Source organism: Nocardioides pocheonensis, from assembly GCF_003725535.1.
In the GTDB taxonomy this organism is placed as follows: domain Bacteria; phylum Actinomycetota; class Actinomycetes; order Propionibacteriales; family Nocardioidaceae; genus Marmoricola; species Marmoricola pocheonensis.
Window position 1 is genome coordinate 1 of sequence record NZ_RJSF01000037.1, and the last position, 18,809, is coordinate 18,809.

The following is an 18,809-nucleotide window of genomic DNA, read 5'->3' on the forward strand; positions in this document are numbered from 1 at the left end:
GAGCGCTCACAACCATCGTCGTTCCGGCTCGCCCCTCGAACCAGACCCGCAGGAGAACCTCGTGAGGAAGACCCCCCACCCCCCGATCGCTCGCAGGACGCGCTGGCTGGTCGCCGTCGTCCTGGCCGTCGCTGCCCTCGCCTCCGCCTGCGGCGGAGGATCCTCCTCCGGCGGCAGCGGCTCATCCGGCTCCGGTCCTGTGCACATCAAGGTGTGGGCCTGGTACCCCGAGTTCAAGGGCGTCGTCGACGCCTTCAACGCCAGCCACAAGGACGTCCAGGTCGACTGGACCAACGTCGGCACCGGCCCCGACCAGTACGCGAAGCTGAAGACCGCGTTCAAGGCAGGCTCGGGAGCGCCCGACGTCGCCATGGTGGAGTTCCAGGAGGTCCCGAGCTTCATCATCCTCAACCAGCTCGTCGACCTGGGGAAGTACGGCGCGAACGACGATCAGTCGATGTACGCCGACTGGGCCTGGAAGCAGGCCACCGACGGCACCAAGGTCTATGCGATCCCGGTCGACGGCGGGCCGATGGCGCTGATGTACCGCAAGGACCTGTTCGAGAAGTACAAGATCCCGGTGCCGACGACGTGGGCGGAGTACGCCGCGGACGCGGAGAAGATCAAGGCGGCAGATCCGAACGCCTACATCGCCAGCTTCGGCAAGGACGGCGGCTGGATCAACGGCCTCATGTGGCAGGCCGGCTGCCGGCCGTACGGGTACTCCCAGGCGAAGGCCAAGGACGAGGTGACGATCAAGCTCACCGACCCGGCCTGCGAGAAGGTGATCGACTTCTACGGCGACCTGGTCAACCGCGGCCTGATGGCCAAGGACCCGTTCTTCACCGCGGACGCCTCCGCCGCCCTGGACAAGGGCAAGTACTGGACCTGGGCCGCCGCCGGCTGGACGCCGGGCTACCTCGCCGGCTCGCTGAAGCAGACCGCCGGGAAGTGGGCGGTGGCGCCGATGCCGCAGTGGACCGCGGGTGAGAACGCCGAGGGCGACTGGGGCGGTTCCACGTTCGTCGTCACCAAGCAGAGCAAGCACCCGAAGGAGGCCACCGAGGTCGCCCGCGAGCTGTTCGGCAGCTCCAAGGCAGCCTGGGACATCGGCCTGAACAAGGCGTTTCTCTACCCGCTGGTCAAGGACGTCGCCGCCGACCCGTCGTTCACCGACAAGGGCTACGACTTCTTCGGAGGCCAGAAGGTCAACCAGATCTTCGTGCCGGTCTCCGACAGCCTCGGCGAGTTCCAGTACACGCCGTTCCAGGACTACGTGTTCACGACGCTCAACGACCTGAGCGCTGAGGCCCTGGCAGGCAAGCGACCGTGGAACACCGTGCTGGCGGAGACGCAGAAGAAGGTCGTCGCCTACGCCGAGCAACAGGGCTTCACCGTCCACCAGTAGCGACACTCGTGCCGCGCCGACTGCCAGAATCGCTCCCTCCGGGCTCGTCACCCGGTCTGGCGGTCGGCGCGGCCCCTGCCCCGATGTGGAGGTCTGCATGTCCGTGAACGTCCTGCCCGGCCGGCAGGCGGCGACGCCCACGCCCCCCGCCGTGTCGCCGCGACAGTCTCGTCCCGGGTTGTCCTTCCAGGCGCGTCAGTCGGTGTCCGGCGCGCTCTTCGTGCTGCCGTTCCTGGTGATCGTGGTGCTGTTCCTCGCGCTGCCGCTCGGGTACGCCCTGTGGCTCAGCCTGCACAGCGAGAGCCTCGCGCTCGGCAACAAGTTCACGGGGCTGGCTCAGTACGGCCACGTGTTCAAGGACCCCGAGTTCCGGGCCGGCCTGTGGCGCGTGATCCGGTTCGGCGCCGTCCAGATCCCGATCATGCTCGGGCTCGCGCTGGTCGCCGCACTTGCGTTGGACGCGATCAACACCCGGTTCTCCCGGGTCTTCCGCCTGATCGCCTTCATGCCGTACGCCGTGCCGGTGGTGATCGGGGCGCTCATGTGGGGCTTCCTCTACAGCAAGACGTTCGGGCCGTTCGCGGGCGTCAGTCACGTCTGGGGCGGCGGGCCGCTGAACTTCTTCGGCGGCCACCTGCTGCTGATCTCGTTGGGCAACGTCGTGACGTGGGCCTGGACCGGCTACAACATGATCGTCCTGTACTCGGCGCTGCAAGGCCTCCCGCGCGAGATGTACGAGGCCGCGGTGGTCGACGGTGCCAGCCCGATCCAGATCGCGTGGCACGTCAAGGTGCCCGCGATCCGGCAGGCGATCTCCCTGGCGGCGATCTTCACGGTGATCGGGACCATGCAGTTCTTCAACGAGCCGGCGATCCTCGCGCGGTTCGCGCCGGACATCGACGCCGGCTACACCCCGAACCTCTACGCCTACAGCCAGGCGTTCCGCTTCGGAGCCTTCAACTACTCCGCGGCGACGTCGTTCGCCCTCGGTCTGACCGTCTTCGTCCTCTCCTACGCCTACGTCTTCGTCACGCGCAGAAGGGCAGCCCGCGCATGAGCACGACCACCGCGGCCGACACGCCGGCCAGGCACGCCGTACGCCGCGACGCGACCCGGAGCCCGCGCCGTGCGGGTGAACCGGGCACCCGGCTCGCCCACGTGATCATGGGCGTCGGCATGCTGTACTTCGCAGTGCCGCTGATCTGGATCGTGATCGCGGCGACGAAGAGCCAGCCCGACCTGCTGTCCTCACCGGCCCTGTGGTTCGGCCACGGCTTCGACCTCCCGGCGAACCTGCGGCAGCTGTTCCGCGAGGACGACGGCGTCTACGGGCGCTGGCTGGTGAACACCGCGGTGTACTCCGGCGTCAGCGCCCTCGGGGCGACCACGCTCTGCGCGCTGGCCGGCTACGGACTGGCACGGTTCACCTTCCCGGGCAAGCGGTTCCTCGAGTCCGCGCTGCTCGGCATGATCATGGTGCCCGGCACGGCGCTGGTGCTGCCGACCTACTTGCTGCTCTCCCACATCCACCTCGTGAACACCATGTGGGCCGTGATCCTGCCGTCGCTGCTGAGCCCGTTCTGCACCTACCTGGTGCGCGTGTACGTCTCGGAGAGCGTGCCGGTCGAGCTCCTCGAGGCGGCCCGGATGGATCGCGCCGGCGAGCTGCGGATCTTCGTGCAGGTGGTGTTGCCGATGATCAAGCCGGTGATCGTCACCGTCTTCCTCTTCACGTTGGTCGCCACCTGGAACAACTACTTCCTGCCGCTGGTGATGCTCAGCGAGTCCAAGCTCTACCCGCTGACCGTCGGCCTCACCACGTGGTTCAACACGGCCCAGCAGGAGGGCGGCACTCGGATGCTGTTCAACCTGATCACGACCGGTGCACTGGTCGCGATCGTGCCGCTGATCATCGCCTTCCTGATGCTGCAGCGCTTCTGGCGCAGCGGCCTCAGCAGTGGTTCGCTCAAGTAGCAGCGCGAACCGACCTCCGCCCACCTCGACCTGCAAAGGACGTCCATGCCCTCCGCCTCGTTCCGCCTCGACCCGGGCTTCACGATCGCCCCCGTCCACCGGCGCACCTTCGGCTCGTTCGTCGAGCACATGGGTCGCTGCGTGTACACCGGCATCTACGAGCCCGGGCACCCGACGGCCGACGAGGACGGCTTCCGCCAGGACGTCCTGGACCTCACCCGCGAGCTGGGCGTGACCACGGTGCGCTACCCCGGCGGGAACTTCGTGTCCGGCTACCGCTGGGAGGACGGGGTCGGGCCGGTCGCCCAGCGTCCGGTACGCCGTGATCTGGCCTGGCACTCCCTGGAGACCAACGAGGTCGGGATCGACGAGTTCGCTCGCTGGGCCCGCAAGGCCGACGTGGAGGTGATGTACGCCCTCAACCTCGGCACGCGAGGCGTGCAGGAAGCGCTCGACGTCCACGAGTACCTCAACCACCCCGAGGGCACGCACCTCTCCGAGCTGCGGCGCAGCAACGGCACGAAGGAGCCGCACGGGGTGCGGATGTTCTGCCTGGGCAACGAGATGGACGGCCCGTGGCAGACCGGCCACAAGACCGCCCACGAGTACGGCCGGCTGGCGGCCGAGGTCGCGCGGGCGCTGCGTGCCGCCGAACCCGATCTCGAACTGGTCGCGTGCGGCAGCTCGAACTCGAGCATGCCGACCTTCGGTGCGTGGGAAGGCACCGTGCTCGAGCTGGCCTACGACCAGGTCGACTACATCTCGGCGCACGCGTACTACGAGGAGACCGACGGTGACCTCGGGTCGTTCCTCGCGAGCGCCGTCGACATGGACTACTTCATCGACAGCATCGTCGCCACCGCGGACGCCGTCGGGGCTCGGCTGAAGAGCCCGAAGCGGATCAACGTCTCCTTCGACGAGTGGAACGTCTGGTACCAGAGCCGCTTCAACAACGCGCCGGTCCCGACGACGTGGGAGCAGGGTCGTCCCGTGATCGAGGACCACTACAGCGCCGTCGACGCGGTCGTCGTCGGAAGCCTGCTGATCTCGCTGCTCCGGCACAGCGACCGGGTCACCGCCGCGTGCCAGGCCCAGCTGGTCAACGTGATCGCGCCGATCATGACCGAGCCCGGCGGCGGGGCCTGGCGGCAGACGATCTTCCACCCGTTCGCGCTCACCAGCCGGCTCGCCCGCGGGACCGTGCTCCGCGTCCAGGTCGAGACGCCGACGTACGCCACCGAGCGGTACGGCGACGTCCCGCTCCTCGACGCCGTGGCCACCCACGACCCGGCGACCGGTGAGGTGGTCGTGCTCGTGGTCAACCGGGACCGCGCCGAGGCCCTGGACCTGGAGGTCGGGCTGGCGGCGTTCGGTGACCTGAGCCCCCTCGAGGCCTGGACGGTGGGCGGCGACGACCCCTACGCCCGGAACACCGCAGACCAGCCGGATCGCGTGCGGCCAGAGCCGCTGGACGCAAGGGTCCTGACCGGCGGGACCCTCTCCACGCGCCTGCCACCGGTGTCGTGGAGCGTGATCCGGCTCGGCCCGGCGGAGGGAAGCTCTCCCGCAGCGTGACGCTGCGACCCGCCGGAACGCCGTGCGGGCGCAGAAGAAAAACGAGAACAGGTTCTTGTCAGCGGGTCGTCCGCCCGGTAGAACTGGACACATGTCCAATCAGGTGTCTGGTCACGGGGTTCGCGGCCGGTGAGCAAGTACGCGCAGCCGGAGCGCCGTCCGGCCGTCGTCAGCGGCGCGTCGTCCGGCATCGGGGCCGCGGCGGCCCTCACGCTCGCCCGTGCCGGCCACCCCGTGGCCCTCGGGGCGCGCCGGGTCGAGCGGTGTGCCGAGCTGGTCGAGCAGATCCGGAGCGACGGCGGTGAGGCCGTCGCCCACCCGCTCGACGTCACCGACGCCAGCTCGGTGGAGGCGTTCGCGAAGGCCGTGGTCGCCGACCTCGGCGACGTCGAGGTCCTGGTCTCCAACGCCGGTCACGTCGCGCCGGGGATCGTGCACGAGGTCGAGACCGAGCGCTTCGCCGCGGAGATCGACCTGAACCTGCTGGGTGCGCACCGGCTGGTGCGTGCGTTCGTGCCGGCGATGGTGAGCCGCACCCGCGGCGACGTCGTGTTCGTCAGCTCCGACGTCGCCGTGCGCGCGCGACCGTTCATGTCGTCGTACGCCGCCGGCAAGTGGGGCCTGGAAGGCATGGCGCACGCCATGCAGATGGAGCTCGAGGGCAGCGGCGTGCGGGTGAGCATCGTGCGACCCGGCCCCACCTGGAGCGAGATGGGCACCGACTGGGACGACGAGGAGGCCGCCCAGGTGCTGAACGGGTGGGTGAAGTTCGGCCTCGCCCGGCACCCCCACTTCCTCAAGCCCGCCGCCCTGGCCGACGCGATCGCGACGATCGTCGCTGCGCCGCGCGGCGTCCACCTGAACCTCATCGAGGTCAACCCCGAAGCGCCCCTGCAGGAGGAGAAGTGATGCCGAAGTCCGAGGCGCAGGTCGAGGTTTCGAGGCGCGCCTCGACCATCGAGGAGATCCGCGAGGTGTCGCGGCGCTTCCCGGACAGCCCGCACGGCCATCTCGAGGACCTCCGCGACGACCCGATCGACCTGCTCCACCGGGTCCGCGCGGAGTGCGGCGACGTGGGCCGCTTCCGGCTGGCCGACCGCGACGTCGTGCTCGTGTCGGGAGCGGAGGCGAACGAGCAGTTCTTCAGGGCGCCCGACTCCACGCTCGACCAGGCGGCGGCGTACCCGTTCATGACGCCGATCTTCGGCAAGGGCGTGGTCTTCGACGCCTCGCCCGAGGAGCGCCAGCAGATGCTGAAGAACCAGGCGCTGCGCGGCGACATGATGCGCGGGCACGCGAGCACGATCGAGCGCGAGATCCGGCGGATGGTCGCCGGCTGGGGCGACGAGGGCGAGATCGACCTGCTCGACTTCTTCGCCGAGCTCACGATCTACACCACGTCCGCGTGTCTGATCGGCCTGCCGTTCCGCGAGCAGCTGGACGCACGCTTCGCCCAGCACTACCACGAGCTCGAGCGCGGCACCGACGCCCTGGCGTACGTCGACCCGTACATGGAGGGCGTCGAGAGCTTCGAGCGTCGGGATGCCGCGCGCGAGGCCCTGGTGGCGCTCGTGCAGGACATCATCGACCAGCGGGTCTCGGCAGGCTCGACCAGCGACCGGAGAGAGGTGCCCAAGGACCAGCGGGACCTCCTCGACATCTTGATCTCGCTGGACATGAGCGCCGACTACATCACCGGCATCTTCATCTCGATGATGTTCGCGGGCCACCACACGTCCTCGGGCACGGCCTCCTGGGCGCTGATCGAGCTGATGCGGCACCCCGACGTGATGGCCGAGGTCGTGGCCGAGCTCGACGAGCTGTACGTCGATGGCGCGGAGGTGTCCTTCCAGGCGCTCCGGTCCATCCCGCGGCTCGAGGCAGCGCTGAAGGAGACCCTGCGGCTGCACCCGCCGCTGATCCTGCTGCTGCGGGTGGCCCAGGAGGACATCGAGATCGGCGGTCACGTGCTGCCGGCGGGCACGATGGTCGGCGCCACACCTCGGGTGTCGAACCGGATCGCCGAGGACTTCCCCGACCCCGACAGCTTCGACCCCGGCCGCTACCTCGACCCGCGCCAGGAGGACCTGGCGAACCGGTGGACCTGGATCCCGTTCGGCGCCGGCAAGCACCGTTGCGTGGGCAACGCCTTCGCGATGATGCAGATGAAGGCGATCTTCTCGGTGATCCTGCGCGACTTCGAGTTCGAGCTGGCCCAGCCTTCGGAGAGCTATCGCGACGACACCTCCAAGATGGTGATCCAGCTGGCCCGGCCGGCGAGGGTCCGGTACCGCCGGAGGGCCGGCCGATGAGAGTCTCCGCCGACCTCGACCTCTGCCAGGGCCACCAGAACTGCCAGGCCGAGGCGCCCACCGTCTTCGGCTTCGACGAGGACGCCGACCGGGTCGTGCTCCTCGACGAGCATCCCGACGACGCGCTGCGCGACGCCGTGCGCTCGGCGGTCAAGTACTGCCCCGCGATGGCCCTTTCGATGGAGGAGAAGTAATGGTTTCGGCAGGCTCAACCACCGCTGAGGGCGGCTCGACCACCGGCGGCTCGACCGATCTCTCGCGCGCCGAGATCGAGGAGTTCTGGGACTCCTGGCTCGCGGTCAACCGCGAGGCCGAGCGGATCGGCGACTGGCGGATCATGGCCGAGCACTACGCGCTCGACGCGACGTACGGCTGGATGTACGCCCCGGACGAGCACTTCATGGCCGTCGGCCGCGACCAGATCCGGGACTGGGCGATCGGCATCGAGATGGACGGTCTCGACGGCTGGCACTACGACTACCAGGCCACGGTCATCGACGAGCGGAACAAGATGGTGGTCGGCTTCTGGAAGCAGAGGTCCGGGATCGTCGACGACACCACCGGCGAGGAGTTCGAGATCCTCGGCATCGGCGGCTCGTGGTTCGGGGTCGAGCGCCAGGTCGGCGGCCCCGATGACGGCCAGCTGAAGTTCGCCTGGCAGCGCGACTGGTTCGACATGCCGTCGACCGCGCACACCTTCCTCTCGATCATCCAGGCCGGCAAGGCGCCCGACACCCTGCTGAAGCGGATGTCGGTCACCGGGCTCGACGTGCCGGGGCACTACCGGTACCGCGACCTGCCCTCGACGGTGTGGCCGCCGCCGGTGGAGGCGGGCGAGCACGTGACCCAAGAGCCGGTGGTTGAGCTCGCCGAAACGCCCGAGGTGAAGTGATGGTTTCGGCAGGCTCAACCACGGGGGGCACCGCGATCTCCCTTCCCGCAGCCCAGCAGCTGATCGACGGCAAGCTGGTGCCGTCGTCCTCCGGAGCGACCTTCCCGATCCTCAACCCCGCCACCGGGCAGGAGATCGGGCAGGCGCCGGACGCCACCGCCCAGGACGTCGACGCCGCGATCGCGGCCGCGCGGCGCGCGTTCGACGAGAGCGACTGGTCGACGAACCGCGAGCTGCGGCTGCGATGCCTGCGCCAGCTGCACCAGGCGCTGCTGGACGAGGCCGACGCCTTCCGGGCGCTGACCACCGCCGAGGTCGGCATGCCCGGCTTCATGATGGGCGCGGCCGGGTTCGACGTACCGGTGGACGGGCTGAGGTGGGTCACCGACCTGCTGGAGTCCTACGAGTTCGAGTCCGACCTCGGCGTCGCGGAGCCGATGGGCATCCCGAGCCGGCGCACCGTACGCCGCGAGCCGGTCGGCGTGGTCGCCGCGATCACGCCCTGGAACGTGCCCACGCAGATCAACCTCGCGAAGGTCGGCCCGGCGCTGGCCGCGGGGTGCACCGTGGTGCTCAAGCCGGCCCCCGACACCCCCTGGGTGGCGTGCGAGCTCGGCCGCCTGGTCGCCGAGCACACCGACATCCCCGCCGGTGTCTTCAACGTGGTCACCCCGCGCGCCAACGACGTCGCCGCGCAGCTGGCCACCGACCCGCGCGTCGACATGGTGTCGTTCACCGGCTCGACCGCGACCGGCAAGGCGATCATGGCGGCCGCCGCGCCGACGCTGAAGAAGGTCTTCCTCGAGCTCGGCGGGAAGTCCGCCGCGATCGCCCTCGACGACGCCGACGTCGCCTCCGTCGCCGGAGCGACCGCCTTCGCCGCGTGCATCCACGCCGGGCAGGGCTGCGCGATCACGACGCGGCTCGTGGTGCCCCGCGAGAAGTACGACGAGGCGGTGCAGGTCGCGGCCGCGACCATGGAGTCGATCGGGGCCAAGGACCCCGCCCACCCAGGTGCGATCTGCGGCCCGGTGATCTCGGAGGTCCAGCGCGACCGGGTCGCGTCGTACCTGCGGCTGGCCGAGGAGGAGGGCGGGAGGTTCGCCACCGGCGGCCGCGTCGCGGCCATGGACGGTGACCTGGCCGGCGGCTACTGGATCGAGCCGACCGTGGTCGCGGGGCTGGACAACTCCTCGCGGCTGGCGCAGGAGGAGATCTTCGGTCCGGTGCTCGTGGTCATCCCGCACGACGGGGACGACGACGCGGTGCGGATCGCCAACGACTCGGCGTACGGGCTCTCGGGCTCGGTCGACAGCGCGGACCTCGAGCGCGCCCGCGCGGTGGCCCGCCGGATCCGCACCGGCACGCTCGCCGTCAACGGCGGGGTCTGGTTCAGCCCCGACGCGCCGTTCGGCGGCTACAAGCAGTCCGGCATCGGCCGGGAGATGGGCGTCGCCGGGTTCGAGGAGTACCTGGAGACGAAGACGATCGCCGAGCCGGCGTGATGCAAGCGGCGCAGTTTCGAGGCTCGCTGGCGCTCGCACCTCAACCACCGGTGGGTTGAGGAGTGGTTGCGCAGCAACCGCCTCGAAACCCCGTGACCCGACAGACAGACCCAAGGAGAGACATGGTTTCGGCAAGCTCGACCAACGGCCGGTTCAAGGACAAGGTCGCGATCGTCACGGGCGCGGCCCAGGGCATCGGCGAGGCGTACGCGAAGGCGCTCGCCGCCGAGGGCGCCAGCGTGGTGGTCGCCGACCTCAACGAGGACTCCGGTCAGCGCGTCGCGAAAGAGATCGAGGCGGACGGCGGCACGGCGATGTTCGTCCGCTGCGACGTCTCCGACCCGGCGTCGGCCCAGGCGATGACCGAGGCCACCGTCGCGGCGTACGGCGGGATCGACCACCTGGTCAACAACGCCGCGATCTACGGCGACATGCAGTTCGACCTGCTGGTGACCGTCGACTGGGGCTACTACCGGAGATTCATGTCGGTCAACATGGACGGCGCACTCGTGGTCACGCGGGCCGTCTTCCCCCACATGCAGAAGCGCGGCGGCGGGTCGATCGTCAACCAGTCCTCCACGGCGGCCTGGCTCTACTCCGGCTTCTACGGACTCGCCAAGGTGGGCATCAACGGCCTGACCCAGCAGCTCGCGCACGAGCTCGGCGGGATGAACATCCGGGTGAACGCGATCGCCCCGGGCCCGACCGACACCGCCGCGACCCGCACCCAGGCCGGCGCCGCCGCCCACGACATCGTGCGCAGCTCCCTGGCCCTGAAGCGGATCGGCCAGCCGGAGGACATGGTGGGGGCCTGCCTGTTCCTGCTCTCGGACGACGCGGCCTGGATCACCGCGCAGATCCTCGACGTCGACGGCGGGCAGGTGTTCCGGGCATGACGGAGACCTCAGGGGTCGAGCCGGCCGACACCCGGGTCGGGTTCGTCGGCCTCGGCAACATCGGCAGGCCGATGGCGCAACGCCTGCTTGCCTGGCCGGGCGGTCTGGTCGTCTTCGACCTCGCGCCCGAGCCGGTCGCCGAGCTGGAGAAGGCCGGTGCCCGGGCGGCGACGTCCGTCGCGGACCTCGCGTCGGAGTGCGGCGTGGTCTGCGTGATGGTGAACACCGACGACCAGGTCCGCGACGTGATGGGCGAGGTCCTCGGCGCCGCGGGGGCCGGCACGGTCGTCGTCGTGCACTCGACGATCTCGCCCGACCTGCCCCCGCGGCTGGAGGACCTGGCCGGCCGGCACGACCTGCTGTTCGTCGACGCGCCGGTCAGCGGCGGCGCGATGGGCGCCGCGGACGGCACGCTCGCGATCATGGTGGGCGGCACCGACGCCGCATTCGCCGCCGCGCGCGGGGCGCTCGGCCTCATGGGCACGGAGGTGGTGCACTGCGGTCCGGCCGGCAACGGCACCGCAGCGAAGCTGGCGCGCAACCTGCTCCACTTCGTCGCGTTCACTGCGACCGGTGAAGCGCTGCGGCTCGCGGAGGCGGCCGGCATCGACCTGGTCGCGCTCGGCCGGATCGTGCGGCACACCGACTCGATCACGGGCGGCCCCGGCGCGATCATGCACCGCGACACCACCGCACCGCTCGGGCCCGGCGACGGCTGGACGTCGATCTTCGAGCACGTGCTGGCGATCGGGTCGAAGGACCTCGCCCACGCGATCGTGCTCGCCGACCGGCTCGGGGTCGACGTACCGATGGCGCAGTACGCCGCGGAGCACCTGGGTGAGGCGCTGGGCCTGGCCGGTGCCGGGGCGGGCGGCTCGACGATCGAAGGAGCGACGGCATGAGCGAGAAGTTCGACGGCCTTCCCGACGTGCGCAGGCGCGGGCTGGAGAAGATGGAGCAGGTCTACGGCTTCGAGATGAACGACATGGGCGGGGACTTCTTCCGCTACACCGCGGACCACCTCTTCGCCGACATCTGGCAGCGTCCCGGCCTCAGCGACCGCGACCGCCGGCTGCTGCTGATCGGGATGCTCTGCACCCACGGCGCGCAGGACGTGCTCTCGATCCAGATCCCGGCGGCGTACCGCGCCGGTGAGCTCGACGAGGACAACCTGCGCGAGATCGTGATCATGGCCTGCCACTACGCCGGCTGGCCGGTCGGAGCGCGGCTGAACAGCCTGGTCGAGGACACCATCAGCGAGGCGAAGCCACGGGGGAGCGAAGCGACCGACCGTAAGGGACGCTCCGATGGCTGAGAGCACGCTGACCCCGAGCCTGCGGCAGGGCCTGAACCCGCGGCAGGCCGAGACCGTCGAGCGGCTGCTGGTCGCCGGTGAGGCCGAGCTCGACGAGGTCGGTCCCGACGCGCTGACCATCCGCACGGTGGCCCAGCGGGCCGGGGTGTCGCCGGCGACGGCGTACACCTACCTCGCCTCGAAGCACCACCTGTTCGCGGAGCTGTTCTGGCGCCGCCTCGTGACCGATCCCGGACCCGAACCCACGGGCGCCACCGCGACCGACCGGATCCAGACCTTCACCCGGCACATGGCCCGCATGCTCGGCCGTTCGCCGCACCTGGCCACGGCCGCCAACCTCGCGCTGCTCGGCACCGATCCCGAGGTCGAGCGGTTGCGGCTCGTGATCGGCGCGGAGTTCGTGCAGCGGTTCCGCGACGCGATCGGCGACCCGGTCGACCCGCGGGTGCTGGAGGCGCTCACGTTCGCGTTCTCCGGTGCGCTGCTCCAGGCGGGCATGGGCCTGGTGACCTACGACGAGCTCAGCAAGCGCCTCGACGACGTCGTGGCCGTGATCATGGAGGGGCACGCATGAGCACCGACCAGAAGGCACCGGGCTGCCCGCTGCACTTCGACCACTACGACCACGCGCTGCAGGACGACCCGTACCCGACGTACGCGCGCCTGCGTGAAGAAGCGCCGCTGTACCACAACGAGGAGCACGACTTCTGGGTGCTCTCGCGGCACGCCGACCTGCACCGGGCGTTCCGCACCGACGACGTCTTCTCCAACCGGATGGGGGTCTCGCTCGACCCGAGCTCGTGGAACGAGAACGCACACCTGGTCACCTCCTTCCTCGGCATGGACCCGCCCGAGCAGACCCGGCTGCGCAAGCTGGTCTCGCGCGGCTTCACGCCGAAGCGGGTCGCCGACCTCGAGCCGCGGATCGCCGAGATCAGCGCGCAGTACCTCGACGCCGCGGTGGAGAAGGGCACCTTCGACTGGATCACCGAGTACGCCGGCACGTTCCCGATGGACGTCATCTCCGAGATGCTCGGCGTGCCCGAGGCCGACCGCGACGAGGTGCGCCACTACGCCGACCTGCTGGTCGTGCGCGAGGACGGTCTGCGCGACGTGCCGCCGGCCGGTTTCGAGGCCGCGGTCTGGCTGTTCGGGTACTACGCCCGGTTGCTCGCGGATCGCAAGCAGAACCCGGGTGACGACCTCATCAGTGCGCTGCTGACGGTGGCCGACGGCGGCGACCGGGACGAAGGCGGGCGGATGACCGACGAGGAGCTCACCGCCTTCCTCTTCCTCATGGTGGTCGCCGGCAACGAGACCACCACCAAGCTGCTCGGCAACGCGGTCGCCAGCATCAGCGCCCACCCGGACCAGCGGACGGCGGTCTTCGCCGACCCGGCGCTGGTCGAGCCGTGGATCGAGGAGACGCTGCGCTACGAGGCGTCGAGCCAGTTCCTCGCGCGGCTGACCCTGCAGGACTTCACCGTCGAGGGCGTCACCTGCCCGGCCGGGTCGAAGCTGATGTTCGCCCTCGGCGCGGCCAACCACGACCACGAGGTCTTCAGCAACGCCGACGAGTTCGACATCATGCGCGACAAGGCCGAGCTCGCCCGGCACATCGCGTTCGGAGGCGGCCGGCACTACTGCCTCGGCGCCAACCTCGCCCGGCTCGAGGCCAGGATCGCGCTCACCCAGCTGGTCGAGCGCTGCTCCTCGATCGACGTCGCCGGCGAGCCCCGGCGTTTCTACTCGGCCAACGTGCGCGGCTACGCCTCGTTGCCCGTGACGGTCACCCCGCGATGAGCCGGTATGGCTCGCTGAGCCGGTCGGAGCTCGCCGTACTGGTGCCGGAGCTCCTGTTGATCGGGCAGCTGATCGACCGCTCCGGCATGGCGTGGTGCATCGGCGCCTACGGCCGGGAGGGCATGCAGCAGGTCGCGATCGAGGAGTGGATGGCCGCCAGCCCGATCTACACCGGCCGGATGCAGCGGGCGCTGGGCTACCAGGGCGACGACGTGGTCACGATCTTCAAGGGGCTGCAGCTCGACATCGGGGCGCCGCCGCAGTTCATGGACTTCCGGTACGCCGTGCGCGACCCCTGGCACGGGGAGTTCCACCTCGACCACTGCGGCGCGCTCCTGGACGTCGAGCCGATGGGCGTCGACTACGTCCGCGGCATGTGCCACGACATCGAGGACCCCACCTTCGACGCCACGGCGGTCGCGACCAACCCGCGGGCTCAGGTGCGGCCGGTGCACCGGCCGCCGCGGACTCCGGCCGACCGGCAACCGCACTGCGCGTGGACGGTGACGATCGACCCCGCGTTCGCGCCGGTGTCGGAGTCGGCCGACTGCACCGCCCTGCGGTCCTCCCGCGCCGCGCTCACCGAGCTGGCCCCCATCGACCCGACCGACGACGGCCTGGCCGACTACTCCGGGCCGTTGCTCAGCGACCTCGACTTCACCGCGTTCTCGCACTCCGCGCTGGTGCGGATCGCCGACGAGGTGTGCCTGCAGATGCACCTGCTCAACCTCGGCTTCCGCCGCGCGGTCGACCGGCGCAGCGAGCCCGCCGCCGCGCGGGAGATCGCGCTGCGGCAGCTGGTGGGGATCGCCGGCGTCGCCGGGGAGCGGATCCACCGCGCGCTCCGGCTGCCGTCCGACGAGGCCGGAGCCCTGCGCCTGTTGTCGCTCCACCCGCTGCTGAACCCGGCGGCGTACGTCGACGCCACGGTGTCCGATCGCCTGGTCGTGCGCCCCTCGCCGGCCCACGACGACGGCGCCTGGGTCTCCCTCTGCGGCCCGGGCTCGACCCGACCGCTCCAGGCCGCCGTCCGCGCGGTCGACCCGCACCTCGACGTCGAGGTCACCGGCAGCGACGCAGCCTGGACGACGACGGTCGTGCGCCGCGACGAGGAGGCCCCCGTCGCCGACGAGGTCGCGGTGACGCGGATCAGCGGCGGAGCGACCTTCGCCTTCGAGCCGCGCCGGGCGCTGCCGATCACGCCGGTGTAGGCGGCGGCCGGGCTGGCCGCCCCGGCCGTCGTACAGGGACATGCGAATGTCGCTGCCGGGGCTGCTGAGCGCCACACCAGCCCCACCGGCGACATTCGCATGTCGGTGTACGAGGCGGTGGCGGCACGCCGACGGCCGGGTGCCGGCTGGACGCCGGCGTGGACTCGCGGACCAGGCCGCGAGCCCCCGTCGTACACGGACATGCGAATGTCGCTGCCGGGGCTGCTGAGCGCCCCACGGGCCACGTCCGCGACATTCGCATGTCGGTCTACGAGCGCCGGGAAGCCAGGCACACCCGCCCGGCGCGCACACCCGCCCGGAAAGCACGACAGCCCGGACCTTGCGGTCCGGGCTGTGCGACTGGCGACCCCGACGGGACTCGAACCCGCGGCCTCCGCCGTGACAGGGCGGCGCGCTAACCAACTGCGCTACGGGGCCTGGTGTGGTGCTGGTGCTGGTCGATCGGCTTCCTCAACCAGAAGCCACGGAATGCTAACGCATCGGAGTGCCCGACCTGAAATCGAGCCCGGGCCTAGCTGGCCTCCCGGTCGATCCGGCGCTGGGCGATCCGGCGGTCGCGCTGGCGGCGGAGGCGGCGTACGGTCGCCGGCGCGTGGGCGAGCGCCTCGGGCTGACGGATCAGCCAGGCGACCAGCTGCTCGTGCTCGAGCAGGGAACGGTCGAACTGCTGACGCACAGCGGGTCCCTTGGGTCCCATGCTCTTCGACCACGTGCCCTCGAAGTCGAGGACCGCGCGGTGCTCGTCGGTCAGCTCGGCCATGCGGACCAGCATGCCAGCGCAGCGGGTGAGATCTCCAACCGGACCAGCCCGGGCGCCCGGTCGTCTCGCTCCTCGAACACCCGTCGCGGGGGACCCGCGCTGACTATGCTCTCGGCATGCTGACGAGGGGTACGCAGCGTCCCACGCTGGCGAGCGGTCTGGATCTCCACGACAACGCGCTCAACCTCCTGCGCCTGATCCTCGCAACCCTCGTCATCGTGTCGCACTCGCGTCCGCTCGGCGGGTACGGCGACGACGACCCGTACTTCGGCCGGATCAAGCTCGGCACCATCGCGGTCGCCGGCTTCTTCGCAGTCAGCGGCTACCTGGTCAGCCGGAGCCGGCTGCGCCAGCGGCCGAGCCACTTCCTGATCCGGCGGTTCGCCCGCATCTACCCGGGATACTGGCTCTCCCTCCTCGTCACGGTCTTCGGCCTCTCGGCCCTGATCGGCGCGCGCCGCGGCGGCTGGTCCCTCGGCGACGCTGCGCAGTCCTTCGTCTCGGGCCTGGGCCTCCTCGGCTGGCCCGGCACGGTCGGCAGCACCCTGCACGGCATGCCCGTCGACTCCACGCTCAACGGGTCCCTGTGGACCCTGCCCTACGAGATCTTCTGCTACCTGGCCCTGGCCGCCGGTCTGTCGCTGCTGTTCGTGCGGCGGCGGTTGCGGTTCTGGTCGCTGTTCGGCGTGCTCATGCTGATGGTCGCGGGCGTGCTCAAGGGCGCGCAGGGTGGCACGTCGGGGCTCCTGCTGCTCGTGTGCTTCTTCTCGGCGGGCGTGGCGCTCCAGGCCTGGCAGGAGTCCATCGAGCTGAGCCACCGCTTCGCCGCGGTCGCCGCCGTCGTCACGGCCGTGTCCTTCCTCTTCACCCCCACCCTGCTCCTCGCCGCGCTGCCCTTCGCCTACCTCTGCCTGTGGTTCGGTGCGGTGTGCCCGCCGCGTCTGAAGAAGATCGGGGCCACGAACGACGTCAGCTACGGGGTCTACCTCTACGGCTGGCCGGTGCAGCAGACCCTCACGGCGTACGGCGTCGCGGGGCTCGGGTACGTCGGCTACACGGCGGTCGCGCTCCTGGCCGTCGGGCCACTGGCGTGGATGAGCTGGCTGCTCGTGGAGCGTCCGGCCAACCACCTCGCCAAGACCCGGACGGCGGCCCGGGCGCGCCGCGCCGCCGTCGCGACCCCGGTCGACGGCACGCCCGGCGGCGCGCCCGACGTGCCCCGTGCCGAGCCCGAGCTCAGCCCGAACTGACCGACGCTCGCGGTGAGTCCGCCCGCGAGCTGAGCTAGGCGCTCACGACGTCGAGCGGCGGCAGCACGCCGTCGACGGGGCAGCCGAAGTCCTCCAGCTGGTGGGCCAGCCACGACGCCGTGGCGAAGGCGTTGGGCCCTCCGACCGCGGCGGTCGTCAGGAACTCCTCGCGCTCGTGGTCGAGGAGGATCAGGTGGTCGTCGTAGTCGAACGCGACCGACCGCCGGTTCTGCGCGGGCGCACCGAGCGCGAGGAGCGCGGAGCGGACGGTGTCGAGGGATGCCCTCACGAGGATGAGCGTCGGGCCACTCACGCGCGCCTACTGTTCACCCGATCATCGTCGCCGGTCGCAGGGGACCGCGCAAGCAGCGCCCACGGTCCGGCCGGCACCCCCAACGGGATTCGAACCCGTGCTACCGCCGTGAAAGGGCGGGGTCCTAGGCCGCTAGACGATGGGGGCAACGTTGCCGGCAACGACCGGGGACCAGCATAGGGGCCCGGTCGTTGCCGTCGGACCGCAGCCCGGCTCGTGGGCCGGTCCCTAGGCTGGCGGGCGTGGACCTCTCCGACGCCGAGTTCGACGACCTGGTGGCCGAGGCGCTCGACCGGATCCCTCCGGCACTGGCGACGCTCATGGACAACGTGGTCGTGCTGGTCGAGGACGAGCCGCCTCCGGAGGAGTCCGGCGTCCTCGGCCTGTACGTCGGGACGCCGCTGACCGACCGGGACAGCGGGTACACCTTCCGCCCGCCCGACCAGGTCTTCGTCTACCGGGGTCCCCTGCTGCGGATGTGTCGCGACGCCGCGCAGCTGGCCCACGAGATCCGGGTCACCGTCGTGCACGAGATCGCCCACCACTTCGGCATCGACGACGAGCACCTGCACGAGTGGGGCTGGGGATGACCGCGCCGACCGGTCAGGAGACCTCGCGCCGGTTCGACAGCACGAGCCGCACCGCACCCGTCCACGCGACCGGCGCCTCGCCGGCCCCCTGACGGGCGAACTCCCCGAGGTACCAGTCGGCCAGGGCGATCAGGTCGTCGGGCGGCTGGATCGAGAGCAGCACGGTGCCCGACAGCTCGGCGTACACGCGGTGCAGGAGCTCGTCGAGCCGTTGCATGGTGGCCGGTGCGGTCGGGGGCGTGACGTAGGTCAGGTCGACGGTCTCGCCGCCGTCCTTGATGGCCGCGTCCAGGTGCTCGATCCCGGCCACCTGGCGCCGTTCGTACTCCACCTGGAGGAAGGTCTCGGAGAAGTCCACGGCCAACGGGTACCGCTGGGCATCGCTGAGTGCCAGCAGCCGGAGCTCGCGGCCGAGCTCGTTGAAGTGCCGGCGCAGGTGCGCGAACAGCTCGACGGGCATGCCCAGCAGCCGGATCTCGAGCATGTCCGCGGGATCGACCGGCCTGAGCCCCAGGCGGGCGATCGCGCCGTCCACGTCGAAGACCTCGCCCTCGACGGGGTTCTCCTTGATGCCGTTGCTCGGCTCGAACCACACGACCTTGCCGTTGCCGTTCGGGCTGATGTCGGCGCCCCAGCGCTCTGAGTACGCCGCGACCAGGTCCAGCCCGCGGCCCATCGTCATCCACGACGAGTCGTCGCCGAGGTCGACGAGGTGGTGGGTCTCCATGCGTCGCGGCGGCGCCAGCGACTGGTCGGTGACCTCGACCCTCGGGTGCTCCTGCGTGCCGCGCACGTGCACGGTCATCGGCGGCTCGGCGTGCAGGATCGCGTTCGTGACCAGCTCGGAGACGGCCAGGCGGGCGCTCTCCGCGAGGTCGCCCCGGCCGATCTCCGTGAGGACACCCGTCACCCAGTCGCGTGCCAGCCGCACCGACGGAGGACTCGCCGGAAGGGCGAGTGTTCTCTTGTTCCAGGGCACTAGGG

General features: G+C 70.7%; 20 protein-coding genes and 2 tRNA genes. 17 read left to right on the top strand and 5 right to left on the bottom strand.

The window, feature by feature from the left end; genetic code table 11:
- Positions 1-61 precede the first annotated feature (61 nt).
- The 15 genes from EFL26_RS09760 (at position 62) to EFL26_RS09830 (ending at position 14,891) form a co-directional block, all read left to right on the top strand.
- Positions 62-1,408 carry an ABC transporter substrate-binding protein gene (locus EFL26_RS09760; protein WP_123222716.1) on the top strand — a complete coding sequence of 449 codons (1,347 nt, stop codon included), beginning with the start codon at positions 62-64 and terminating at the stop codon, positions 1,406-1,408.
- A 97-nt stretch (positions 1,409-1,505) separates the two neighbouring features.
- Positions 1,506-2,465 carry a carbohydrate ABC transporter permease gene (locus EFL26_RS09765; protein ID WP_123222717.1) on the top strand — a complete coding sequence of 320 codons (960 nt, stop codon included), beginning with the start codon at positions 1,506-1,508 and terminating at the stop codon, positions 2,463-2,465.
- Complete coding sequence (locus EFL26_RS09770) at positions 2,462-3,382, top strand: carbohydrate ABC transporter permease (protein ID WP_123222718.1); 921 nt, start codon at positions 2,462-2,464, stop codon at positions 3,380-3,382. Before EFL26_RS09765 ends, EFL26_RS09770 begins: the two co-directional genes overlap by 4 nt.
- Positions 3,383-3,427: 45 nt before the next feature.
- Positions 3,428-4,957 carry an arabinosylfuranosidase ArfA gene (gene arfA / locus EFL26_RS09775; protein ID WP_123222719.1) on the top strand — a complete coding sequence of 510 codons (1,530 nt, stop codon included), beginning with the start codon at positions 3,428-3,430 and terminating at the stop codon, positions 4,955-4,957.
- A gap of 129 nt (positions 4,958-5,086) precedes the next feature.
- Positions 5,087-5,866, top strand: a complete 780-nt coding sequence (locus EFL26_RS09780; RefSeq protein ID WP_123222720.1) for an SDR family oxidoreductase — start codon at positions 5,087-5,089, stop codon at positions 5,864-5,866.
- On the top strand, positions 5,866-7,269 hold the full coding sequence (locus EFL26_RS09785; protein ID WP_123222721.1) for a cytochrome P450: 1,404 nt from the start codon (positions 5,866-5,868) through the stop codon (positions 7,267-7,269). Before EFL26_RS09780 ends, EFL26_RS09785 begins: the two co-directional genes overlap by 1 nt.
- Positions 7,266-7,463: a ferredoxin gene (locus EFL26_RS09790; protein WP_123222722.1), complete on the top strand. Its 198-nt coding sequence runs from the start codon at positions 7,266-7,268 to the stop codon at positions 7,461-7,463. The genes EFL26_RS09785 and EFL26_RS09790 overlap by 4 nt, the downstream gene beginning before the upstream one ends.
- Positions 7,463-8,161 (top strand): nuclear transport factor 2 family protein, encoded by a 699-nt coding sequence (locus tag EFL26_RS09795; protein WP_183408125.1) that lies wholly within the window; start codon positions 7,463-7,465, stop codon positions 8,159-8,161. The genes EFL26_RS09790 and EFL26_RS09795 overlap by 1 nt, the downstream gene beginning before the upstream one ends.
- On the top strand, positions 8,161-9,666 hold the full coding sequence (locus EFL26_RS09800) for an aldehyde dehydrogenase (protein ID WP_123222723.1): 1,506 nt from the start codon (positions 8,161-8,163) through the stop codon (positions 9,664-9,666). Before EFL26_RS09795 ends, EFL26_RS09800 begins: the two co-directional genes overlap by 1 nt.
- Positions 9,667-9,788: 122 nt before the next feature.
- Positions 9,789-10,562, top strand: coding sequence for an SDR family oxidoreductase (locus tag EFL26_RS09805; RefSeq protein WP_123222724.1), 774 nt, complete (start codon positions 9,789-9,791; stop codon positions 10,560-10,562).
- Positions 10,559-11,464 (top strand): NAD(P)-dependent oxidoreductase, encoded by a 906-nt coding sequence (locus EFL26_RS09810; RefSeq protein WP_123222725.1) that lies wholly within the window; start codon positions 10,559-10,561, stop codon positions 11,462-11,464. The genes EFL26_RS09805 and EFL26_RS09810 overlap by 4 nt, the downstream gene beginning before the upstream one ends.
- Complete coding sequence (locus EFL26_RS09815) at positions 11,461-11,877, top strand: carboxymuconolactone decarboxylase family protein (protein WP_123222726.1); 417 nt, start codon at positions 11,461-11,463, stop codon at positions 11,875-11,877. Before EFL26_RS09810 ends, EFL26_RS09815 begins: the two co-directional genes overlap by 4 nt.
- Positions 11,870-12,451, top strand: coding sequence for a TetR/AcrR family transcriptional regulator (locus EFL26_RS09820; RefSeq protein ID WP_123222727.1), 582 nt, complete (start codon positions 11,870-11,872; stop codon positions 12,449-12,451). The genes EFL26_RS09815 and EFL26_RS09820 overlap by 8 nt, the downstream gene beginning before the upstream one ends.
- The gene (locus EFL26_RS09825) at positions 12,448-13,680 is read left to right on the top strand and encodes a cytochrome P450 (RefSeq protein WP_123222728.1); all 1,233 of its coding nucleotides are present in this window, start codon (positions 12,448-12,450) and stop codon (positions 13,678-13,680) included. Before EFL26_RS09820 ends, EFL26_RS09825 begins: the two co-directional genes overlap by 4 nt.
- Positions 13,677-14,891, top strand: a complete 1,215-nt coding sequence (locus tag EFL26_RS09830; RefSeq protein ID WP_123222729.1) for a hypothetical protein — start codon at positions 13,677-13,679, stop codon at positions 14,889-14,891. Before EFL26_RS09825 ends, EFL26_RS09830 begins: the two co-directional genes overlap by 4 nt.
- Positions 14,892-15,252: 361 nt before the next feature.
- Here EFL26_RS09830 and EFL26_RS09835 read toward each other — a convergent pair.
- A tRNA-Asp gene (locus EFL26_RS09835) sits at positions 15,253-15,329 on the bottom strand.
- 94 nt (positions 15,330-15,423) lie between these two features.
- On the bottom strand, positions 15,424-15,672 hold the full coding sequence (locus EFL26_RS09840) for a DUF3263 domain-containing protein (protein ID WP_123222791.1): 249 nt from the start codon (positions 15,670-15,672) through the stop codon (positions 15,424-15,426).
- Between the two features lie 116 nt (positions 15,673-15,788).
- Between EFL26_RS09840 and EFL26_RS09845 the strand changes: the two genes are divergently transcribed.
- Positions 15,789-16,922: an acyltransferase family protein gene (locus tag EFL26_RS09845; RefSeq protein ID WP_123222730.1), complete on the top strand. Its 1,134-nt coding sequence runs from the start codon at positions 15,789-15,791 to the stop codon at positions 16,920-16,922.
- A 34-nt stretch (positions 16,923-16,956) separates the two neighbouring features.
- On the opposite strand, the gene EFL26_RS09850 is transcribed toward EFL26_RS09845, so the two are convergent.
- Positions 16,957-17,211, bottom strand: a complete 255-nt coding sequence (locus EFL26_RS09850; protein ID WP_148046673.1) for a hypothetical protein — start codon at positions 17,209-17,211, stop codon at positions 16,957-16,959.
- 98 nt (positions 17,212-17,309) lie between these two features.
- Positions 17,310-17,382 (bottom strand) — tRNA-Glu (locus EFL26_RS09855).
- A gap of 95 nt (positions 17,383-17,477) precedes the next feature.
- On the opposite strand from EFL26_RS09855, the gene EFL26_RS09860 reads away from it, so the two are divergent.
- A complete protein-coding gene (locus EFL26_RS09860) occupies positions 17,478-17,825 on the top strand; it encodes a metallopeptidase family protein (RefSeq protein ID WP_246000126.1) in 348 nt (115 codons plus the stop codon).
- Between the two features lie 13 nt (positions 17,826-17,838).
- Here EFL26_RS09860 and EFL26_RS09865 read toward each other — a convergent pair whose 3' ends face one another.
- Complete coding sequence (locus EFL26_RS09865; protein WP_123222732.1) at positions 17,839-18,804, bottom strand: ATP-binding protein; 966 nt, start codon at positions 18,802-18,804, stop codon at positions 17,839-17,841.
- Positions 18,805-18,809: the final 5 nt, after the last annotated feature.

Coding starts and splice junctions, on each gene's coding strand:
- EFL26_RS09825 (WP_123222728.1), top strand. CDS start 12,448: ATGAGCACCGACCAGAAGGCACCGGGCTGCCCGCTGCACTTCGACCAC.
- EFL26_RS09800 (WP_123222723.1), top strand. CDS start 8,161: ATGGTTTCGGCAGGCTCAACCACGGGGGGCACCGCGATCTCCCTTCCC.
- EFL26_RS09770 (WP_123222718.1), top strand. CDS start 2,462: ATGAGCACGACCACCGCGGCCGACACGCCGGCCAGGCACGCCGTACGC.
- EFL26_RS09790 (WP_123222722.1), top strand. CDS start 7,266: ATGAGAGTCTCCGCCGACCTCGACCTCTGCCAGGGCCACCAGAACTGC.
- EFL26_RS09805 (WP_123222724.1), top strand. CDS start 9,789: ATGGTTTCGGCAAGCTCGACCAACGGCCGGTTCAAGGACAAGGTCGCG.
- arfA (WP_123222719.1), top strand. CDS start 3,428: ATGCCCTCCGCCTCGTTCCGCCTCGACCCGGGCTTCACGATCGCCCCC.
- EFL26_RS09765 (WP_123222717.1), top strand. CDS start 1,506: ATGTCCGTGAACGTCCTGCCCGGCCGGCAGGCGGCGACGCCCACGCCC.
- EFL26_RS09845 (WP_123222730.1), top strand. CDS start 15,789: ATGCTGACGAGGGGTACGCAGCGTCCCACGCTGGCGAGCGGTCTGGAT.
- EFL26_RS09840 (WP_123222791.1), bottom strand. CDS start 15,672: ATGGCCGAGCTGACCGACGAGCACCGCGCGGTCCTCGACTTCGAGGGC.
- EFL26_RS09830 (WP_123222729.1), top strand. CDS start 13,677: ATGAGCCGGTATGGCTCGCTGAGCCGGTCGGAGCTCGCCGTACTGGTG.
- EFL26_RS09810 (WP_123222725.1), top strand. CDS start 10,559: ATGACGGAGACCTCAGGGGTCGAGCCGGCCGACACCCGGGTCGGGTTC.
- EFL26_RS09815 (WP_123222726.1), top strand. CDS start 11,461: ATGAGCGAGAAGTTCGACGGCCTTCCCGACGTGCGCAGGCGCGGGCTG.
- EFL26_RS09785 (WP_123222721.1), top strand. CDS start 5,866: ATGCCGAAGTCCGAGGCGCAGGTCGAGGTTTCGAGGCGCGCCTCGACC.
- EFL26_RS09820 (WP_123222727.1), top strand. CDS start 11,870: ATGGCTGAGAGCACGCTGACCCCGAGCCTGCGGCAGGGCCTGAACCCG.
- EFL26_RS09795 (WP_183408125.1), top strand. CDS start 7,463: ATGGTTTCGGCAGGCTCAACCACCGCTGAGGGCGGCTCGACCACCGGC.